Origin of the sequence: Paraburkholderia caffeinilytica (genome assembly GCF_046030355.1) — a bacterium.
GTDB classification, from domain to species: Bacteria; Pseudomonadota; Gammaproteobacteria; order Burkholderiales; family Burkholderiaceae; genus Paraburkholderia; species Paraburkholderia caffeinilytica_B.
On sequence record NZ_JAQQCQ010000026.1, the window covers coordinates 37,206 to 56,740 of the forward strand.

Annotated in this window: 19 protein-coding genes and 1 pseudogene; 12 read left to right on the forward strand and 8 right to left on the reverse strand. The window is 61.5% G+C overall.

Features of this window, described 5'->3' with window-relative positions:
- Nucleotides 1-80 precede the first annotated feature (80 nt).
- Together PQQ95_RS30215 and PQQ95_RS30220 are read right to left on the reverse strand one after the other, a co-directional pair.
- Nucleotides 81-713, reverse strand: a complete 633-nt coding sequence (locus tag PQQ95_RS30215) for a helix-turn-helix domain-containing protein (RefSeq protein WP_408278716.1) — start codon at nt 711-713, stop codon at nt 81-83.
- A gap of 244 nt (nt 714-957) precedes the next feature.
- Nucleotides 958-1,548 (reverse strand): TetR/AcrR family transcriptional regulator, encoded by a 591-nt coding sequence (locus PQQ95_RS30220; RefSeq protein ID WP_408444298.1) that lies wholly within the window; start codon nt 1,546-1,548, stop codon nt 958-960.
- A gap of 124 nt (nt 1,549-1,672) precedes the next feature.
- Between PQQ95_RS30220 and PQQ95_RS30225 the strand changes: the two genes are divergently transcribed.
- On the forward strand, nt 1,673-2,704 hold the full coding sequence (locus PQQ95_RS30225; protein WP_408444301.1) for an MDR family NADP-dependent oxidoreductase: 1,032 nt from the start codon (nt 1,673-1,675) through the stop codon (nt 2,702-2,704).
- A gap of 179 nt (nt 2,705-2,883) precedes the next feature.
- On the opposite strand, the gene PQQ95_RS30230 is transcribed toward PQQ95_RS30225, so the two are convergent.
- A complete protein-coding gene (locus tag PQQ95_RS30230) occupies nt 2,884-3,777 on the reverse strand; it encodes a LysR substrate-binding domain-containing protein (protein ID WP_408444304.1) in 894 nt (297 codons plus the stop codon).
- A 101-nt stretch (nt 3,778-3,878) separates the two neighbouring features.
- On the opposite strand from PQQ95_RS30230, the gene psrA reads away from it, so the two are divergent.
- The 9 genes and pseudogenes from psrA (at nt 3,879) to PQQ95_RS30275 (ending at nt 13,112) form a co-directional block, all read left to right on the forward strand.
- Complete coding sequence (gene psrA, locus PQQ95_RS30235) at nt 3,879-4,970, forward strand: iron-containing alcohol dehydrogenase PsrA (RefSeq protein WP_408444307.1); 1,092 nt, start codon at nt 3,879-3,881, stop codon at nt 4,968-4,970.
- Between the two features lie 181 nt (nt 4,971-5,151).
- Complete coding sequence (locus PQQ95_RS30240) at nt 5,152-6,456, forward strand: MFS transporter (RefSeq protein ID WP_408444309.1); 1,305 nt, start codon at nt 5,152-5,154, stop codon at nt 6,454-6,456.
- 25 nt (nt 6,457-6,481) lie between these two features.
- Nucleotides 6,482-7,777: a phosphonoacetate hydrolase gene (phnA, locus tag PQQ95_RS30245; RefSeq protein ID WP_408444312.1), complete on the forward strand. Its 1,296-nt coding sequence runs from the start codon at nt 6,482-6,484 to the stop codon at nt 7,775-7,777.
- Nucleotides 7,774-9,225: a phosphonoacetaldehyde dehydrogenase gene (gene phnY / locus PQQ95_RS30250; RefSeq protein ID WP_408444315.1), complete on the forward strand. Its 1,452-nt coding sequence runs from the start codon at nt 7,774-7,776 to the stop codon at nt 9,223-9,225. The genes phnA and phnY overlap by 4 nt, the downstream gene beginning before the upstream one ends.
- A 16-nt stretch (nt 9,226-9,241) precedes the next feature.
- Nucleotides 9,242-9,925, forward strand: a complete 684-nt coding sequence (locus tag PQQ95_RS30255) for an MgtC/SapB family protein (protein ID WP_408444318.1) — start codon at nt 9,242-9,244, stop codon at nt 9,923-9,925.
- Nucleotides 9,926-10,045: 120 nt separating this feature from the next.
- Nucleotides 10,046-10,645 (forward strand): annotated as a pseudogene (locus PQQ95_RS30260) (TetR/AcrR family transcriptional regulator); the annotation flags it as partial.
- Between the two features lie 243 nt (nt 10,646-10,888).
- Nucleotides 10,889-11,293 carry a VOC family protein gene (locus PQQ95_RS30265; RefSeq protein ID WP_408444320.1) on the forward strand — a complete coding sequence of 135 codons (405 nt, stop codon included), beginning with the start codon at nt 10,889-10,891 and terminating at the stop codon, nt 11,291-11,293.
- Between the two features lie 223 nt (nt 11,294-11,516).
- The gene (locus PQQ95_RS30270; protein WP_408444323.1) at nt 11,517-11,909 is read left to right on the forward strand and encodes an RcnB family protein; all 393 of its coding nucleotides are present in this window, start codon (nt 11,517-11,519) and stop codon (nt 11,907-11,909) included.
- Nucleotides 11,910-12,167: 258 nt separating this feature from the next.
- Nucleotides 12,168-13,112, forward strand: a complete 945-nt coding sequence (locus tag PQQ95_RS30275; RefSeq protein ID WP_408444326.1) for a cupin domain-containing protein — start codon at nt 12,168-12,170, stop codon at nt 13,110-13,112.
- Here the strand turns inward: PQQ95_RS30275 and PQQ95_RS30280 are convergent.
- The 3 genes from PQQ95_RS30280 to PQQ95_RS30290 form a co-directional block, all read right to left on the reverse strand.
- On the reverse strand, nt 13,109-14,062 hold the full coding sequence (locus PQQ95_RS30280; protein WP_408444444.1) for a LysR family transcriptional regulator: 954 nt from the start codon (nt 14,060-14,062) through the stop codon (nt 13,109-13,111). The two genes, PQQ95_RS30275 and PQQ95_RS30280, sit on opposite strands and share 4 nt — an antisense overlap.
- Before the next feature lie 204 nt (nt 14,063-14,266).
- Nucleotides 14,267-14,683, reverse strand: coding sequence for a VOC family protein (locus PQQ95_RS30285; protein ID WP_408444329.1), 417 nt, complete (start codon nt 14,681-14,683; stop codon nt 14,267-14,269).
- Nucleotides 14,680-15,183 carry a helix-turn-helix domain-containing protein gene (locus tag PQQ95_RS30290; protein WP_408444447.1) on the reverse strand — a complete coding sequence of 168 codons (504 nt, stop codon included), beginning with the start codon at nt 15,181-15,183 and terminating at the stop codon, nt 14,680-14,682. The genes PQQ95_RS30285 and PQQ95_RS30290 overlap by 4 nt, the downstream gene beginning before the upstream one ends.
- A 449-nt stretch (nt 15,184-15,632) precedes the next feature.
- Between PQQ95_RS30290 and PQQ95_RS30295 the strand changes: the two genes are divergently transcribed.
- Nucleotides 15,633-17,090 carry an NCS1 family nucleobase:cation symporter-1 gene (locus PQQ95_RS30295; protein WP_408444332.1) on the forward strand — a complete coding sequence of 486 codons (1,458 nt, stop codon included), beginning with the start codon at nt 15,633-15,635 and terminating at the stop codon, nt 17,088-17,090.
- Nucleotides 17,091-17,266: 176 nt separating this feature from the next.
- A complete protein-coding gene (locus tag PQQ95_RS30300; RefSeq protein WP_408444335.1) occupies nt 17,267-17,650 on the forward strand; it encodes a hypothetical protein in 384 nt (127 codons plus the stop codon).
- A 226-nt stretch (nt 17,651-17,876) separates the two neighbouring features.
- Here the strand turns inward: PQQ95_RS30300 and PQQ95_RS30305 are convergent, their stop codons facing one another.
- Together PQQ95_RS30305 and PQQ95_RS30310 are read right to left on the reverse strand one after the other, a co-directional pair.
- Nucleotides 17,877-18,335 carry a hypothetical protein gene (locus PQQ95_RS30305; protein WP_408444338.1) on the reverse strand — a complete coding sequence of 153 codons (459 nt, stop codon included), beginning with the start codon at nt 18,333-18,335 and terminating at the stop codon, nt 17,877-17,879.
- A 196-nt stretch (nt 18,336-18,531) separates the two neighbouring features.
- Nucleotides 18,532-19,470, reverse strand: coding sequence for a SphA family protein (locus PQQ95_RS30310; protein WP_408444340.1), 939 nt, complete (start codon nt 19,468-19,470; stop codon nt 18,532-18,534).
- Between the last annotated feature and the right edge of the window lie 65 nt (nt 19,471-19,535).

The window sequence follows — 19,535 nt, forward strand, 5'->3', positions numbered from 1 at the left end:
ATCGGCATCGGCATCGGCATTGACGTTGACGTTGGCTTTCCTTTTGCCATTGACACGTGCCGTGGTCCAGGCGCCCTTCGCTATTTTTTCGCTGGTTCCGCAGTGGCCGACGTCTGCGGAATGTCGGCGCTGGTCGCCATCCACAACACTTCGGCGTCTTCATCACTAGTGGAAACGGCGGCGTGGCCTGTACGGCTGTCGAAGTACAGACTGTCACCTGCATTCAGATGCGTCGGCGCGTACAACTCGGAATAGAGACACACGCTGCCGCTGATCACGTACAGGAATTCTTCGCCTTCGTGACGGCCCCAGTCATCGAAGGCATCCAGCGTGTGCGCCGAGATGCGGATGCGAAACGGCAACATCGCTTTGTGCGCCAGATCCGTGGCGAGCAACTCCATCTGATAGCCGCGGTAGGCGTGGCGCTGGCCTTCGTTTTTGCGGGTCAACGCGCGGCGGCCGCTGGCGCTGACCTTGGGCGTCGAGCCGAAGAGCTCGCCAATCTCGATCTTCAGGCCGAGCACGATTTTTTGCAGAACGTCGAACGTGGGCGACATCAGGCCGTTTTCGACTTTGGAGAGGGTCGAGCGGGAGACGCCGCAGAGGCGGCTCGCGGTTTCGAGCGTCAAGTCCTGCGCCTGGCGGGCGGCGCGGACGCGTCGGCCGAGGTCGGTTGTCGATGGGTCGGCGGGTTTGGTGAGGTGGGTATCCATGGGGCTGGCTTAAATGCTTGCCTTACGCGGCGTCGATGTTTCCGATAATAACATTTGAGAAGAACTGGCTTGGGCAGCGTCCTGCTCGTGCGACTATCGAGCAATTTTTCCCATCGGAAACGTTGCGTGTCGGCATTGATGCGATCAGTCTCACGCGCGTTCGCTGATCGCGGTGTTGTTCATCTGTATTCCGTGGATGCACCGGATGAGCAAAGCTTCCCACCATCTACTTCATACCGCGGAGCTAGCGCCGTCCGAGCAAATATGCGGTAGCCATTTCCACAAGCTCTCGCTTCAGGATCGGCGTTCCTAACGTGCCCCTGTGCGCGGCATCATGAATAACACCCGCGATAGCGGAGGAAAGGACTTGCGCGGCCACTGCAACGGATTCCCGGCCGCGCCGCTTGCCCGCCGCCGCGACCATCGCGGTATAGCGCCGGAGATACTCCGTCTCGAACTTGTCGTGAGCGGATTTCAAGCCTTCAATGTAGGGCGCCTTCTCCAGCAGGACGCGATGCAGCGCTGGATTGATGTTATGGATACCGATCATGCCATGGACCAGTTGCTCGACGCGCCACGCGAACGGCATGGTCTCATCGTCGATCGTACGCAGTACCGCGAGAACTTCGTCGAAGTGACGCGTCGTGATCGCCTGCACCAATACGTTCTTGTTTGGAAAGTACTGATACAACGAGCCAATGCTCACGCCGGCGGCTTCCGCGACGTCGTTGGTCGTGAAGCGGGCCCAGCCCTGGCGCCCCAAAACCTGAGCCCCTGCTGTGAGAATCGCCTCGACGGTGGCGCGCGAACGTGCTTGGCGCGGGGCTTTGCGCATCGTTGCAGCGTGCGTGGGAATGCGAGTAGCCAAATCATTGCCCTCGGGTAAATATGAGTCACATGCTCACATTTTTCGGCGGGCTTGCCAACAACGTGCGTGCCCGCCGCGCGAGGATACCTAGATGACCGCAATACCTGACACCTGTCTCGAAGTTCGATTGAAGACCAGACCCGATGGCGTGCCTAACGCCGAAAATTTCAAAATCGTTTCGGTTCCGCTGCCGATACCCAGGGACGGCGAGGTGCTGGTCCGCAATCGCTATTTCCTCGTATCGGCCTCGCTGCGCATGATGATCAGCAAAGGGGCCGAAGACGTGGAAGGTGTGCCCTTTCCGGCTCTGCGTGAGGGTGACGCACTCGCAGGGGAAGCGCTGGGCGAAATCGTGTCGGCGCCAGCAGGAAGTGGTTTTTCTCATGGCGATCTGGTTCTGCATTTTCGGGGTTGGCGTGAATACGCGACCGTGCCCATCGCGCAATGCCGGTCTGTCGAACCTGGATTGCCCGACCCGGTCGGCTATCTTGGGCACGGATGGACGGCTTATGCGGCGCTCACGCGCGGCGTGCGGATCCGCCCCGGCGATACGGTATTCGTTTCCAGTGCTGCGGGTGCGATCGGTTCAATGGCCGGACAGATCGCGCGATTGCTCGGCGCGGGCCGCGTTATCGGCAGCACCAGTTCCAAGGAAAAGGCCGCTCGCCTTGTGTCCGAGTTGGGGTATGACGCGGCGGTATTCCGCGGAGCCACACCGATCGTCGAGCAACTTGCTGCGGCCGCGCCTCAAGGTATCGACGTGTTCATCGATAACGTCGGTGGCGAACAGTTGCAGGCTGCGATCGCCAACGCACGCGTGGGCGCGCGCGTGGTGATTCTCGGCGCGCTGTCCGGGCAATTGGCGGCCCACGGTCCGGGCCGAACCGCGCCGGTCGAGCTGGACTCCATGCAGCTTCTTCTGAAGAAGATTACGTTGCGTGGCTATAGCGCCGACGACGATCCTGGTGTACAGGCAGAGTGGACCCGTCGCTTTGCCGATTGGCTTGGCGCCGGCAGCATTCGCTTTCCACACGAAATCATGACGGGACTCGAATGGGCGCCGCAGACCTTGGAACGAGTGATCAACGGGAAATGCTTCGGGACGGTGGTCGTGAAGCCTTAGGCGCACGCTCGCCAAATCGATGGCGAACCCGGCAGCCCGGGCATCAATGCAGACGGTGACTTCCGAAAAGGTTTAGTCCCAGATTGCAACCGTTCTGGATAACGAATCAACAAACGGCGAGTACGGTACCTTCGGCTCGCACGTATTCCCGCGCATTCTCAATACCGACCCCTACACACCTAGCTTGTGGCGGCCTCGGCGCCTTTTTCGACCAATACCTGATTGACCACGTCGAGGAAAGCCTGCACGAGTCGCGCTGCTTTACGCTCGGCGAGGCAGGCGACATGCGCGTGAGTCAACACCTGCTCACCATGAATCGTCAGCTTGCGCAGTCGCGAGTCGTCGACGTGTTCGCGTTCCGATACCGCCGCTATACCGAGCCCAAATATGACCGCTTCGCGCACGGCCTCCCGGCTGCCCACCTCCAGCGCAAAGTTTGGTTCGATGCCGTGCTGACGCAATGCGTCTTCCAGCGCCTTACGGGTGGTGGAACCCGGCTCGCGCATGATCATGGGTTCGTTGCGCAGCTCTTCCAGACGAACGCTGCGCCGGCGCGCCAGCCGATGCGACGCCGGAACGATGATGACCAGTGGGTGCTGACGATAGGGCACATAGTGCAGCAAAGGGTTCGCACCGTATTGCGCCAGCACCGCGACGTCCGTCTCATACGACAACAGCCCGCGCACGGTTTCCTCTGAATTGCCGAGGCGGATCGACACGCGCAATCCCGGATAGCGAAGGTGAAACGCCGCGACGATTTCCATGGCGTGGAGTGGCCCAACCGCGCCTACGCGGATGATGCCGGTGCGCAGGCCCGCCGATTCCTTCAGAAAGTCGATCGCCTCCTGTTCGTTACCGAACATCCGCTGAGCAATCGCGAATAGGGTTTCCCCCGCCGCAGTCAGGATGATCCGACGGCCGCTGCGATGGAACAACTCCACCCCGTAGCTTTCCTCCAGATCCCTCACCTGTGTTGTGACAGTCGGCTGGCTGACGTGCAGCGCCCGCGCGGCGGCCGTCACGCTGCCGTGCTTGCCGACGGCGTAAAACGAGCGCAATTGAGTGAGTCGCATAGATTGGCTGAATACATCGATAGAAATATTTGTATTTTTACTATACGTCGATGTTTCCCATAATTCATCCGTAACGCACACAGACGAATAGAGGGGAGACGATGAACGGTGTCTTTTGGAATCCTGTAGAGGTGAATTTCGGTCCCGGCTGTATCGCGCGGTTGCCCGACATTCTCAACGGCCGCCGCGCCGTGGTCGTGACATTCGCGGAGGCGGCGCAGATCGGTCTCGTGCAACGTGTGCGCGAGTTGTGCGGCGATAGCGTGGTGGCGGTGATCGACGACGTACAACCGAACCCGGACGTCACCCATATCGCGGGCATGTACCGCGATTTCTGGCGCCGGCACGAGAGCTGTCCCGTTGTCGTGGCGATCGGCGGCGGCAGCGTGCTCGACACGGCGAAAACGCTGATGGTCGGTACGGAAAGCAACGAGTTCGATGAACTGCTGGCTTTGCTCGACTCGGGCAAGCCGTTCACACCGCCGCGCGTGAAGTCGCTGATCACGGTGCCGACTACCGCAGGCACCGGCAGCGAAGTGACACCATGGGCGACGATCTGGGACCGCACGATCAAGCAGCGCAAGTATTCGCTGCAGCTCCCGCAGACGTGGCCGGAGGCCGCGATCGTCGATCCTGATCTCACACTCTCGTTGCCGCATTCGGTCACGGTGCAGAGCGGTCTCGATGCGCTCTCGCATGCGCTCGAAGCCATCTGGAACGTCAACGCAAACCCGATCTCCGACGAATTCGCCGTATCGGCCGCGCGCGACATGCTGGCCACGCTGCCGGCGCTCGTTGCGAATCTGCAGGACCGGACGCTACGCGAACAGGCCTCGCTCGCGGCGCTCAAAGCCGGGCTCGCGTTCTCGAATACGAAAACCGCACTGGCGCATTCCATTTCGTATGAGATGACGATCCATCATGGTCTGCCGCATGGCATCGCGTGTTCGTTCACATTGCCGATGGTGCTGGATCTCGCGCTGGGAAAAAGCGCTGCGCGCGACGCCGTGCTTGCGAAAGTCTTTCCGTGCCCGCTGGTCGATGCACGGGAGTACCTGACTGGGTTTCTCGAAGCGCTCGGCGTACGTACCTCGTTTTCAAGCTATGGCGTAAGTACCGAGGAATCGGACCGGATGATCGCGCACGCGTTGAGCGGTCCGCGTGGACGCAATTTCATCGCGGCGGCGGCCTGAAGTTCTAGCCGCAGCGAGCCAATGGGAGCAGCATCACCGCACGGTGAGTGAGGAGGAAAAGAACCATCCGGTTTCGCGCCGGCGTATCTTGCAGCACAACAAAAGCCGCATGAACGGCAAGTGTCGAGGCAGCGGACGTCAGGCGACGTCACGGTGCCCGGCAACTATCAGGAGACAAGCAATGGAAGCAGTGGATATTGCAGGAGGCGCGGCAATCAACGTCGACGCCAGGTCTGTGAAGTCGGTTGCCCTAGCCAGTCTGATCGGCACGACCGTCGAATGGTATGACTTTTTTCTCTACGGCACGATCACCGGACTCGTATTCGACAAGCTTTTCTTTCCAACGGGAAACGCCTTCGTTTCCACCATGCTGGCCTACACGGTGTATGCAGTCGGTTTTGTCACACGGCCGCTCGGCGGGGTGATCTTCGGTCATTTCGGCGACCGCTTCGGACGCAAGCCTTTGCTGGTGCTCACGCTTTCCATCATGGGCGTGTCCACGTTCCTGATCGGGGTGTTGCCAACCTATGCGTCGATCGGCATCTGGGCGCCGGCCTGTCTGCTGTTGTTGCGGCTGCTGCAGGGCATTGGTCTTGGCGGCGAATGGGGCGGTGCTGTGCTGATGGCTTTCGAGTATGCGCCCCGCAAAGACCGCGGTCTCTACGCGTCCTATCCGCAGATTGGGCTTGCAATCGGCCTGTGCCTGAGCAGCGGCGCGGTGGCTGCGCTGACTACCTGGCTGACGCCTGAGGCCTTCCTGCAATGGGGCTGGCGGGCTGCCTTCATGGCCAGCATCCTGCTCGTTGGCGTGGGCATGTTTATCCGCTTGCGCGTAGTCGAAACGCCTGCCTTCACGAAGATTCGCGATACACACGCGGTCGCCAAAGTACCGGCGCGCGAAGTGTTCGCCGACTACCGCGGCAACGTGTTTCTGGGCTGGGGCGCACGCTATATCGACGGGGTGATTTTCAACACCTATGCCGTGTTTGCGCTGAGCTATCTGATCGGCATCCAGCACTACGCGAAGTCGGCAATCCTTGTGGCCGTGACGCTTGCCGCGCTGGTGCTGATGTTCATGATTCCGATCGCATCGCGCCTGTCGGACCGGATCGGCCGACGCAAGGTGTTCGGCTGGGGTGCGCTGGCTTGCGGCCTGAGCGCGTGGCCGGCCTTTGCGGTCTTTCATTACTCGAGCAGTCTTGCTGCCGTGACGGCCACCATCGTGATCGTGCTCGGTGTGATCTACGCGTTCGTCTACGGTCCCGAGGCCGCGCTCTTCTGCGAACTGTTCGATACGCGGGTGCGCTATAGCGGCATCTCGATCGTGTACCAGGTGTCCGGCATCGTCTCCAGCTCGATAACGCCGCTCATCGCCACCTCTCTTCTGCACTACGGCAACTTGCAGCCGTGGTGGATTGCGCTCTACATCGCGTGCGTCGGGCTGCTCAGTGCGATCTGCACGTACTTCATCCGGCGCATGTTCTGAACATCCGACCTTGAGGGAATTCGACATGAATCCAGATTCAACCTTGACCGTCAATGGCCGAAGCTATCGTTTGCCGAAACGGCCGACGGTGGTCGTCTGCATCGACGGGTGCGAATACGACTATCTGCGTCGTGCGGCAGAAGCGGGCGCCACGCCGTTCCTGCGCGAATTGCTGGAAAACGGCACGGCGCTGCACGCGAAATGCGTGATGCCTTCCTTCACCAACCCGAACAATCTCTCGATCGTGTGTGGTGCACCGCCGGCCGTGCACGGTATCTGCGGCAACTATTTCTACGACCGCGATGCCGACGAAGGCCGTGGCCGCGAGGTGCTGATGAACGACCCGCGCTATTTGCGGGCCGGCACGCTGCTCGCTGCCGCCGCCGATGCGGGCTCCCGGGTCGCTGTCGTTACGGCGAAAGACAAGTTGCGCGCGCTGCTGGGTCACGGCCTGAACGGCATCTGCCTGTCTGCGGAAAAGGCGAACGAGGCCACCGTCGAGGCGAACGGTATCGATCGGGTGCTGGAGCGCGTCGGCAAGCCGCTGCCCGAGGTGTACAGCGCGGACCTTTCCGAATTCGTCTTCGCGACGGGTGTTTGGCTGCTCGAAAACGATCGCGCGGACCTGATGTATCTATCGACCACCGACTACGTCCAGCACAAGTTCGCCCCGGGCACCGACGGCGCAAACGCGTTTTACGCGATGATGGACCGCTATCTGCTGCGTCTGCACGAACTGGGCGCGGTACTCGGCATCACGGCGGATCACGGGATGAACGCCAAGCACGATCCGAAGACCGGCGAGCCGAACATCATCTACCTGCAGGATCTGCTCGACGACTGGCTTGGGCGCGGCGTCGGAGAGGGCGGTGCGCGGGTCATCCTGCCGATCACGGACCCCTACGTGCGTCACCACGGAGCGCTCGGCTCCTACGCGACCGTGTATCTGCCCGCCGGCGATGACGGCGTCGTGCTGCGCAGACGGCTTTCGGCCTTGCCGCATATCGAAGCGGTCCTGACCCGCGAAGAAGCGTGCGCGCGCTTCGAATTGCCGCCCGACCGCGTGGGTGACCTCGTTGTGATCAGCGACAAATCTTATGTGCTCGGCAGCAGCGCCGCGGCGCACGATCTGTCGGGACTGACGGTGCCCCTGCGTTCACACGGCGGCCTGTCGGAGCAGACCGTGCCGCTGCTGTTCAACCGCGCGCTTGCCGGGCCGCTCGAAGACCGCACGCTGAGGAATTTCGACGTGTTCCATATCGCGTTGAACGCACTTCACGATCAACCTGCCGTCGCATCCCTTCCGGAGCAGCATGCATGAACACGATTGATCTGAAACCGCAGCAGTTTCGCGAAGAGACGCTGCGTATCGATGGCAAGAAGCCGACGCGCGACCGCGTGATCGAAGTGACCAACCCCTATACCGGGGACGTAGTGGGCACTGTGCCGAAGGCTTCAGTCGACGACGTGCGCATGGCCTACGAGGCTGCGCTTCGATACCGGCCGACACTGTCGCGCTTCGAGCGCGCATCGATTCTCAACCGCGCTGCGGAACTCCTGCGCAGCCGGACTGAAGAGGCAGCCGCATTGATCACGCTGGAATCGGGGCTGTGCATGAAAGACGCGCGCTATGAGATCGGGCGCGTGGCCGACGTGTTCAACTTCTCCGCGAGCGAGGCGTTGCGCGACGACGGCCAGGTGTTTTCATGCGATCTCACGCCGCACGGAAAGAAGCGTCGCGTGATCACGCAGCGCGAACCGCTGCTTGGCGTTATTACGGCGATCACACCGTTCAATCACCCAATGAACCAGGTGGCGCACAAGATTGCGCCGGCGATCGCCACCAACAACCGTACCGTGTTGAAGCCGTCGGAAAAGGTGCCGCTGTCCGCCTGCTATCTGGCGGATCTACTCTACGAAGCCGGGCTTCCGCCGCCCATGCTGCAGGTCGTGACCGGCGATCCGGCCGAGATTGCCGACGAACTGATTACGAACCCGAACGTCGCGCTGGTGACGTTCACGGGCGGTGTCGCCATCGGCAAATACATTGCCGAGCGAGCCGGCTATCGACGGGTGGTGCTGGAGCTTGGCGGCAACGATCCGCTGATCGTGATGGACGACGCTGATCTCGAACGCGCTTCGGATCTTGCGGTGCTCGGCTCGTACAAAAACTCCGGGCAACGCTGCACCGCAGTCAAACGGATTCTGGTGCAACGAACGGTGGCTGACCGCTTCACCGAACTGGTGGTCGAGAAGACCCGGGCATGGAAGTGCGGAGACCCGAGCGACGCCAGCACCGACATGGGCACCGTCATTGACGAAGCGGCCGCTTCCTTGTTCGAGGCACGCGTCAATGAAGCGATCGCACAGGGCGCGCGGCTGCTGGTCGGCAACGAGCGTCAGGGTGCGCTGTTTCCGCCGACCGTTCTAGATCGGGTCACACCGTCAATGGAACTGGTCGCGCAGGAAACCTTCGGCCCGGTCTCGCCGATCATTGCCTTCAACGATCTCGACGACGCCATCCGGATAGCCAACGGTACGGCGTATGGCCTGTCGTCCGGCGTCTGCACGGACAGTCTCGAGAACATCACGCGTTTCGCAAATGAGCTCAACGTAGGGACCGTGAACGTTTGGGAAGTGCCCGGCTACCGGATCGAGCTGACGCCGTTCGGCGGCATCAAGGATTCGGGACTGGGTCATAAGGAGGGGGTGCAGGAAGCGATGAAGAGTTTCACGAACGTGAAGACCTTTACCTTGCCTTGGGGCTGACAACGAGGGGAATACGATGCCGGGCAATATCGAACTGATCGCAAGATTGCTCTTTGCCGCAGTGCTGGGCGGCGCCATCGGCTTCGAGCGGGAGCGGTTTGCGTTTCCCGCCGGACTGCGCACGCATATGCTGGTGTGCGTAGCGTCCTCGCTCGTGATGATCGTTTCGGTGTTCGGCTTTGAGGACACGCGCTCGATGCCGAACGTCGCCCTCGATCCGTCACGTGTCGCGGCGCAGGTGGTGTCGGGAATCGGCTTTCTCGGCGCTGGCGCCATTCTGCTGCGCGGCGAGGTGGTGCGAGGGCTCACAACGGCTGCGAGTGTCTGGGCCGTCGCGGGCATCGGGCTCGCGGCGGGCGGCGGACTCTACGTATTGGCGTTGGCGGCAACGGTCATCATTCTGACGACGCTCACATGGGTCAAACCCGTCGCGCGCCAATTGCGGACGAAAGGAAAACTGCGCCGGGCATTGCGCCTCCAGGTGGATCGGGGGGCGATCACGCTGCCGGTGCTGTGCCGCCTGTTTGGCGAGGACAGCCCACGCCTCAGACATATCAGCGTTCACCCGGACGACGACGAACAGCGGGACATGGTCACGATTTCGCTTTCGCGCATGTCTGCCGATGAATTTGCTGCTTATCGCACCATGCTTTGCGGATTGATGGGTGTGCGCGAGGTGGAGGAGATCGACATGCACTGAGGGGGCGTGATGCCGACGTCGGCCGACGTGGCGACTTTGTGGCAAGCTTGCATCGACATCGGGCCGGACGACCACTTCCTGACCGAACCATTCGCTGCCACTCAACCCCGTGATCGCCGTATGCCTCGACAGCCGACTCCATCGCCCCTCAAACCGCGCAGGGCGCCCAGCCAGCCCCGTTCCGAACGCATGGTCGCCACCTTGCTCGAAGCGGCTGCACAGGTGCTCGAAACGAAGGGGCTCGAAGGTTTCAATACGAACGCGGTCGCGGAACGCGCCGGCGTCAGCATTGGTTCGCTGTATCAATACTTCCCCAGCAAAGATGCGTTGACGATCGCGCTGATGCAGCGTGAGAACGAGCGTTTCTACCGGGAGGCGCTGGTTGCTCTCGATCACACGAGCGGACCGGACGCACTGATGCATCTGATCGGCGTCTCCGTGCGGCAGCAGTTCGCGAGACCTACGCTTGCGCGGCTACTCGACGTCGAGGAGAGCAGGCCGCAGTTGCGCGTCGCGCTGGCCAGTACCGGATCGGTGCGTAGCGTGCTATTGCAGATTCTTGTGCGTGACGGCTTGCCGCCGCAAGAGGACGCGTCCGTCGCCGCGCGCGATCTGTTTGCAATCATCCGTGGCCTCGTCGATGCAGCCGGCGAGCGCGAGGAGACGGATACGACCGGACTCACGCGCCGTGTGACGGCCGCCGTGTTGGGCTATCTGACGATGATGTCAGATGAGAGCGCCGAATGGAGTGTCGATTCGTCTGCTACTGCAGACGCGCAACCATCCACGAGCAAACGCGAGCAGGCCGCCCGCAAGACTGCGTCGCGCGGGCTGAAACGTCCGCAGGACGGGCCTAAGCGGCCGCCGACGCGAGCGCGGTGACGCGAGTATTGAACGCGAGCTTTTACTCGTAACATTCTCCGTACGGAACGCAACGAGCGATCCGAATCAACGGAGATCGACATGACCGATATCACCACCACCATGAAGCTCAATCACGTGAGCTTCCCCTCGTCCGACGTGAGCGCCACCGCCACTTTCTTCGAGGCCCATCTAGGCTGTACCGTCGCCGCGCGAGGCGCGAGCTGGTTTCTGAAGCGTCCCGGATTCGACATCGTGATCGATGACGCCGCCGATCATCCGGTCGAGTGGCCTCACAACTTTCACATCGGTTTCGAACTGGCGACCCTCGACGAGGTTCGCGCGCTTTATGACCAGATGGTGACAGCGGACGTCGTCATGAAAACCGGCGTGTTCAAACATGAGCGCGGCTCGCGATTTTTCTGTGAAGTACCGGGCGGCGTCCTCGTCGAAATCAATACCCGTTCAGATGCCGACGAGAAGTATCGTGGCACCTTCGACCTTTGACATCGTCGATAAGGTTGCTGCCGGCTCGGCCTGCTGGTTGAATCGCGAGGGCGGGTTTGGCGAACCGACGTTCATATGACATTATTTGCCAGCGCGGACGTTTTGAGCGTTAATGAGCGAACCACGTCGCGTAGCGAGACAAGCAACACGCAGCAGGCGCTTCGCGGCAGACACAGCTTCGGGCATCACACTGTTACCGCGTCATTCTCTCAAAGGCAAAGCTATGAAATTGACAATCGTCGCACCCCTTCTGATCGTTTCGTTACTCGGCGCGCCCGTTGCCGTCTTTGCACAGCAACACGACGGCAATCACGGCGGGCCGCCTTCGCACGAGAGGCAGAACCCGGGTCACGGGGGCCCGCATGGACGTGGTCACGGGCCGGTACACGATGCGTCTTTGGGCGGCCCGGGCGGCCCCGTTCCTCACAACGATTGGCACAAGGGTGAGCGGCTTCCGACGGAATACCGCGATCGCAATTACGTTGTCGACAACTGGCACGAACACGGCCTGCAAGCACCGCCTCGCGGGTATCAGTGGGTCGGCGTGAACGGGGACTATGTACTCGCTGCCATCGCGACGGGTGTAATTGCGAACGTTCTGCTTGCTGGGCACTAACACGTAAGAGCCCGCATGCCGGTCGAGGCGCTGATGGATATCGTGCGACTCGACTATCGGGCAATGCGGGCAACGACAAGCCGGCGTTGGATCGCTCCATGCCACACGTCCGGCATACCCCTTTGCGCAAAACTGATTTCGATTCCCGGCACTTCTGAGGCCAGCAACCCGCACCTATAGTCAGGTCAGCTTTCGAACGCGAACCTCAAGTTCATGAGGGGACCCGCACGAAGCTCGCCTAACCTACAGGAGCAGACCATGTTGACCAGGACCTCCCCGGCGACGCTCGCCGAACCCGCTCTCGCGACCCTGGACGCGCAATACTTCGAGTACACGTCGTCCGCCAATCCGATCGGCGCGAAGCTCATTTCGCGCGTGCCTTTCCGCAACTTCCCGCCTTCGCTGTACGCCGACGGCGCTACTCGAGTCGTGCCGCTCGACCTCTCCGCGGAGTTGGGCTGCCCCGGCCCCGCGACAGGTCCCGGCCTGAGCGCCAATTTCCTGCGCATCAACGCGGGGGATGCCTTGACGCTTGCCCCGAATGCAACCTCGCAGGTTTGCTACGTCATTAGCGGGACCGGCAGCGTGACACAGGCTGCAACCCGCTTCCCGTTCGCGCAGGGCGATTTCTTCACGCTGCCCGGTGGCGCTGCCGCGGTTCTGTCCGCTGACTCTACGGCCACGCTCTATTACGTCAACGACGCGCCGCTGCTCACCTATCTCGGCACGACCGGCGTTGAGGCGCGTTTTGCGCCGACGCTCTATCCGGCCGCCCAGGCGCAAGCGGAATTACGCAAGGTTTCGGAAGAGGCCAATGCCGGCCGCCGCAATCGCATCAGCGTGTTGATGGGCAACGCCAACTTCCCGCAGACGCGAACGGTTACGCACGTGTTGTGGGCCATGTTCGGCATTGTGCCGCCCAACTCGATGCAGAAGCCGCACCGTCATCAGTCGATTGCACTCGACTTCATCGCCGGGGGCGGTTCAGGCGTCTATACGCTGGTCGGCAGCGAACTGGACGAGCACGGCAATATCGCGAATCCGACACGCGTGGATTGGGAAGCCGGAATGGCGTTTGTCACACCGCCGGGATACTGGCATGCGCATTTCAATGAAACGAATGAAAACGCTTATGTGATTCCGATCCAGGACGCGGGCTTGCAGACCTGGCTGCGCACCCTCGATATCCGCTTCGCCCGTTAAGGCCGACGCTTCGATGCGAGTCCGTCGTCCCAGTACGGCGGCTCGCCAATCGCCTCGGCGTAGAAATCCACGAACGCGCGCACCTTCGACGATACGATTTTTTTCGGCGGATAGACTGCCCAGACCGCGGGTTCGGCCCGCCCCGTGCGCGCCTCCCATTCGGGCAGCACGTGCTGGAGGCGCCCGTCGCGCAGGGCCGTAGACGCGAGCCACGTCGGCAGGAGCGCCAGGCCGCAGCCGGCCATAGCGAGTTCCAGCACGGCTTCGGAGTCGTCTGCGCGCACGCGCCCTTGCAATTCCACCAGCACCTGCTCCGGCGCCCCCTGTGCATCCGTTATGCGGGTGAAAGACCATTTGTCGTCCGGCAGAAGGGGCAAGCGAAGCGTATCGTGCGCGGCCAGATCTTCAGGGACACGAGGCATTCCGCTTCGCTCGAAATACATCGGACTGCCGCAGACGATACGGCGATGCGGCGCAATGCGTTTGGCCATCAATGACGAATCGGGCAGCACGCCGATACGGATCGCCACGTCGATGCCCGCTTCGATCATGTTGAGCGTTTCATCGGCCGACACGATATCGAGGTTGATGGCAGGGTAGCGCGTCATGAATGCCGGCAGATGCGGCACGATATGCCGGCGCCCGAATGCCGGCGGCATCGTGACGCGCAGCACACCTTGCGGGGTGAGATTCAGTGACGAGGTCACCTGGCGCGCATCGTCGAGCGCCTGCAGGGCAATCACGGCGTGTTCACGAAATAGCCTGCCGCCCTCCGTCAGGACGAGCCCCCGCGTGGACCGGTTGAACAGGGCAATGCCCAGATCCTTTTCCAGCTCGCTCACGTAGCGCGAGATGGTCGAGGTCTTGACCGCCATTTCATGGGCCGTCTTGCTGAAGCTCTGCAGCTCTGCTGCGGAAACGAAGGCCCGTACCGCGGCAAAATAATCCATGGGGTGTCTGACGCGAATTGAGCGTTCTACAAGAGACTTCACGAGGTGAGGATCGGCCTCGCGCAATGCGCTGCCTGTGGGACCTCGGCGCATGCGCGGACCGGATCATCCGGATTTTGCTTTGGTGGGTAGTGTACTGGTATGGCGTTGCGGACGTGAAGCGCTTGCCTTGCTAGTCGGCCAGCGACTGAACCCGGGCGCCGTTCATGCCGAGCTCCCCGGAGCCTGGATCATCTTCCAGCCGTTGCCGGCAGGGTCGCGGAACCCGGCGTCGACGCTGCCGAAGCGGTCTATCGGTTCCTGGGTGAATTCCACGCCGCTGGCCTTCAGTCTGGTGTAGGTGGCGCGACAGTCGGCCACGGCAAGAACCAGCGGAGGCATGGCCCCCTTGGCGACCATGGCGCGCAGGGTTTGCGCGGTGGCTTCGTCGTGGATGGGCGGGCCGGGTGTGAACAGGCCGAGTTGGAACGAGGGCTGATCCGGATGCTGGACCGTGAGCCAGCGGTAGGGACCGTTGCGCACGTCCGTGTGAACGTGGAAGCCGAGCTTGTCGACGTAGAACGCGAGCGCTTCGTCCTGGTTATCGACATACAAGCCCACTACATTGACACCTTGGTTCATGACACCTCCTGGGTTAATGGCCGGACTGTATCCCTGGCCACGCGGCGGCGCTTCTCCAAAACTGCGATGTTGAGATCGGGGCGTTGCGCGGCCTTCAGAACGCAGGCGGGCACGCGGTCGAGTTGAGGCAGCTTGGCTTGAGTCGCAAGGCGCATGGCGCTGGGGCTTCGTCCGGTGACGTCGTGGAAGGTGCGGCCGAAGGTGCCCAGGCTTTCCCAGCCGGTCGCGAAGGCAATTTCCGTGATGCTGAGCCCGGTGTCGCGCAGCAGGGTGGTGGCTTGCTCGATGCGCCGTGTCAGCAGGTAGCGGTGAGGTGGGAGGCCGAAGGCCCGCTTGAAGGAGCGCGCGAAGTGCGCTTCGGAGACGCCGCTGACTTCGGCGAGGCGCTTGACGGGCCAGGCTTCGTGCGAGGCGGCGTCCATGCGGTCTTTGGCGCGTAGCAGGCGGCGCAGGAGGGCCGGGTCCTGCAATGCGTCGGCGCCGATCGGTGTGGCAACCATCTTGCATGGAACCGGCGTAAGCGCCAAAGCGCTGACTCCGGTCGACACAGGGGACGCGGCAAGCGATTGCTCGTTGTGATCTTCGTGATGGGCCATGAATTCAGGGAAAGCCGACGGTATGCCGGTAGTTTAGGCTCAACATGTCGTGAATATCAGCGCGACGGCCTCCGAGCATGTCACGCGCGCAGTTTTGTTTCGGTCGCGGTTAGATGACGACCCGCGTCGCAGAATGGTCACGCGGTTTACAACGATACATGTGCGACACCCTGTGTGGGCATGGGCGGCTGGCTTGCGGCGGCGCGCATTTCGACCAGGGTTTACCCATTCGAAACGAGGCGGCAAAGCACATACAGTTCTGACATACCAGCAGGCTTCAGACGCGGGTAGATCTCCGCCCAGACGTGTCCGGCGGTGTTTCCTTGGTTCCACGAAATCAAAGGAGATGACGAATGGAAATCCGCGACCCTTCCCCCGGTCTCTACAACGAAGATCTCGCGCCCGCCAGGCAACGCAATTGGGGGGCCTTCAGCATCTTCAACGTCTGGACTTCGGACGTGCACAGTCTCTGGGGCTACTACCTCGCTGCCAGCCTGTTCCTGCTGTGCGGCAGCTTTATCAACTTCGTGCTGGCGATCGGAATTAGCTCGCTGGTGATCTTCGCGCTCATGAACCTGATCGGCTACGCCGGCGAGAAGACCGGCGTGCCTTATCCGGTGCTGGCGCGCGCCTCCTTTGGCGTGTGGGGCGCCAACCTGGCCGCAATGGTGCGCGCCGTGGTGGCCTGCTTCTGGTACGGCGCACAGACGGCAGCCGCGTCGGGCGCGATGGTCGCGCTGCTGATCCGCAGCGACAGCCTGATGGCTTTCCACAAAGGCACGCAGTTGCTTGGCCACTCAGCGCTGGAGGTGATCTGCTACGTGGTCATTTGGGCGCTGCAGTTGCTCATCATCCAGAAGGGTATGGAGACGGTGCGCAAGTTTCAGGACTGGGCCGGTCCGGCGGTGTGGGTTGCGATGCTGATCCTGGCGATCGGTCTGTGCATAAAGGCCGGCGGCTTTTCGTTCACCCATGGCATTCCGATGAACGTGCTGCTGCAGAAGACCGGCGACGCCGGCGTCAGCGGCGAGCCAGGCTCGTTCTGGGCGCTGATGGCTGTGGGTGCGACCTGGATCACTTACTTCGCGGCGCTATACCTGAATTTTTGCGATTTCTCGCGCTACGCGAAAAACCGCGATGCAGTGAAAAAAGGCAATCTGTGGGGCCTGCCGGTCAACCTGATCGCGTTCTCGCTGGTTGCCGGCGTCACCACTATCGCTGCCTTCAAGGTATACGGCGAAGTGCTGCTTCACCCCGAACAGATTTCGGCCAAGTTCGACAGCTGGTTGCTGGCGCTCATCGCGGCGCTGACCTTCGCGGTCGCCACACTGGGCATCAACGTCGTGGCCAATTTCGTCTCCGCGGCATTCGATATTTCCAACACGTTCCCCAAGCAGATCAGCTTCAGGAAGGGGGGCTACATCGCTGCGGCCATCGCGCTGGTGCTCTATCCATTCGCGCCATGGGAAGGCAACGCCGCGCACTTCGTCAATGCCATCGGCGCCACGATGGGCCCGCTGCTGGGGATCATTCTGGTGGACTACTACCTGGTGGCGAAAGGCAACATCAACGTCGCGGCGCTCTACCAGGAATATGGTGAGTACCGCTACGAAGGCGGCTGGAACGTCAACGCGCTGGTCTCGGCGGCGGTGGGCAGTGTGTTTTCGACCTTCCTGCCTAACTTCACCAACCTGCTGCCGGTCTGGTGGAATACCTATGGGTGGTTCTTCGGCGTGGTGATCGGCGGTGGCATGTATCTGATCATGGCGACGCTGCGGCCGCGGGCTGCGATCGCGCCGACCCGCGCTTGAGGGTTTTGCTGGAGAGCCGGTGAGACTGACAAAAAGCGGGCACGCCGCCGACCGTTCTGGCGACGCGCCACGCCTCATCTTAGCCTCTGGCGCGTGGAACCGGCAGGGCAACAATGCTGATGGTTGGCCGTCGCCGCTCATGCTAGGATTTCTCGCAAACAACTCCGGAGACTGCTATGCCGTTCATCTGCGAAAACGTTGAATGCCGCGCCGTGCTGGCCCGCGGGCAAGTCAGATCCATTCGCGAGGACGAGGGGTGGTGCTTCTACTGCCCGGACTGCAAAGCGAGGAACGCGTTAAACGATATCGGCGAACCGGGTGGTCCTGTTGCGTTGGTTCAGCCGGAGAGATCCGATCTTCCGCACAAGGTGATAGCAACGGCTCAACCCCTGGCGGACGGCAGGTACGCGGCTCAATTACGCGTACAAAGGGCTCTCGGTATGAAGGGGACTTACGCGGTCGAAGAGCATTGGGAACAGCTCGGTGTATTCCCAGACGCGCACGAGGCCGTCGCGCATGCGAAGTCCATCGCGGCAGACTTGCTGGATCGAAAGGCATAGCCCCGAGTGGAACGTTGGCTTCAGCCGCGCACACCGTGCGCGGTTCTTGACGGCCGGCCCGCGACCGTAGAGCTGCACGATCGACCTGGTGTTGAATGGCGCCGGGTCGTCGTCAAGTTAACGGCTCAGCTTTCGGTGCGCTCAATAGCAGACGTCAATGGAATTGCTTCACGCTGAAATATGCTGTGAGAAGCGATGTCACGGGTTTGAATTCATACAACGTCACTCACTGCGCTTCGGGTGGAGCGAGCTTGATAAATAGTCTGGCGGCTTCGTTGCCATGGGACAAGGCGCGCAGTGCAAAGGAGAGCGCTAGCTGCGCGTCGTGAGCGACCGCGCTACGGTCCTGATCGAAGAGCTTGACGGCGTGGCGCATATGTTGCGCCGCCTGGTCGTGAAGCTCTGCTGCCATTGCGTGATGTTTTGCCGCGTTGGTATTGTCTGCGCCAGAGCCGGTTGATGCAGGTGTGATAGGTGGTGTATTGGCGCTGTGTGCGCCAGCGTCGTGTGCCTGATCGATCGCCTGCAAGGTGTGGCCATGAGCCATCATCGCCTGATGTGCGGCGTGGGCATAGTCTTTACCCGCCTCGAAATGGCGCGCCGCGCCACGGTGATATCGCGCTGCCTGCTCGTGGTGTGATGCTGCGGCTTCAAGATGTTCTTTTTTGTTGTGCTTCGTGCTCATACCGGCTCCTGTAAATCTGGAAGACCAACGCCGATGACGACCGATTCGAAGACCAGTGGCGGGTCGGAAACCACATGCCGCGAGCAAAGCGTTCTTCGTCAAGGCACTCGAACCGCTGGGCGTAGCGATTGTCTTGGAGGGGCCGCCGACGTACGGTGTCGGACCCATTTAGGATGGCCCCGAAAATCGGAATACGTCAGAAGGCCACCGTTGCTGTCGCCATCACAGTTGACGTGCTCGAAAGCCGGTTCTTGCTGCCTACCGTCGGAACCCAGCGCAACGACATACTGAGCGGAGTCTTGCCACCGATCTTGGTGTCGTAGGTCACGATCGGGCCGACCGCCCAGTCGTAGCCCCGGAAGCCGTTCAGTTTGTCCGCAGTTGGACCACTATCGTTACCGATCTGCTGGACCGTGCCGACGATCAGACCGGCGCCCACACCGTTGCCGAAGCGCTTGAGCATCAACAGGTCAAGGGTAAACAGTGGCGCATTCTGATAGTCGGTCGCGGAATTGCGCGTGTAGAACTGAACGCCGGCGGTTACATCGAATTCCATCCCGATTGACGGCACCAGCTTGGTATAAGACACCGTGGGGATGAACGTCCAGTTGTTCAGGCTGACGTTGGCAAGGCTGCCAGGATCGTACTTGCCAGTAGGCGCCCAGATGTTGACGCTAAAGGAAATATGGTCGGTCTTCGAGAAATGATAGCCAGCGATCAACGGTGTGAAGGTCAGATCGAACAAGCCAGACGCGTCCTGCTTGACGCCTGCCGTCCGGTTGCCGATTCCGAGCACCGCATTTGCGCTGGTCCAGGCGTAGGGGAGCGTGACACTCGACGCAAAGTTCCAGGGGCCGGGGCCGGTGTCCCAGACCTTCAACAAGGTTGCCAGCGTGAACGAGACCTGGGCGTCGAGCCCCAGCGTCGTCTTGCCGCCTATGGGAACGGAGTGTCCTGCACTGATCGAGCCGTCATAGTAAATTTCAGTCAGGTTCACGAACCATCCTGGCTCCGGTGGCACGACGCCAACATCGGGCGTCACACCCGCACCTGAGATGGGGCGGCCCAATGCGCCTTCGGTGCCATGTGCGGCGAACGGCAATCCGAACGTCAGCACGAGAACGGCGGCACCCATGATCCGTTTTATCTTGCACAGCGCCATAAGCGGGTAGTGGAGTTGTATTTCCGTTAGACGTCGCA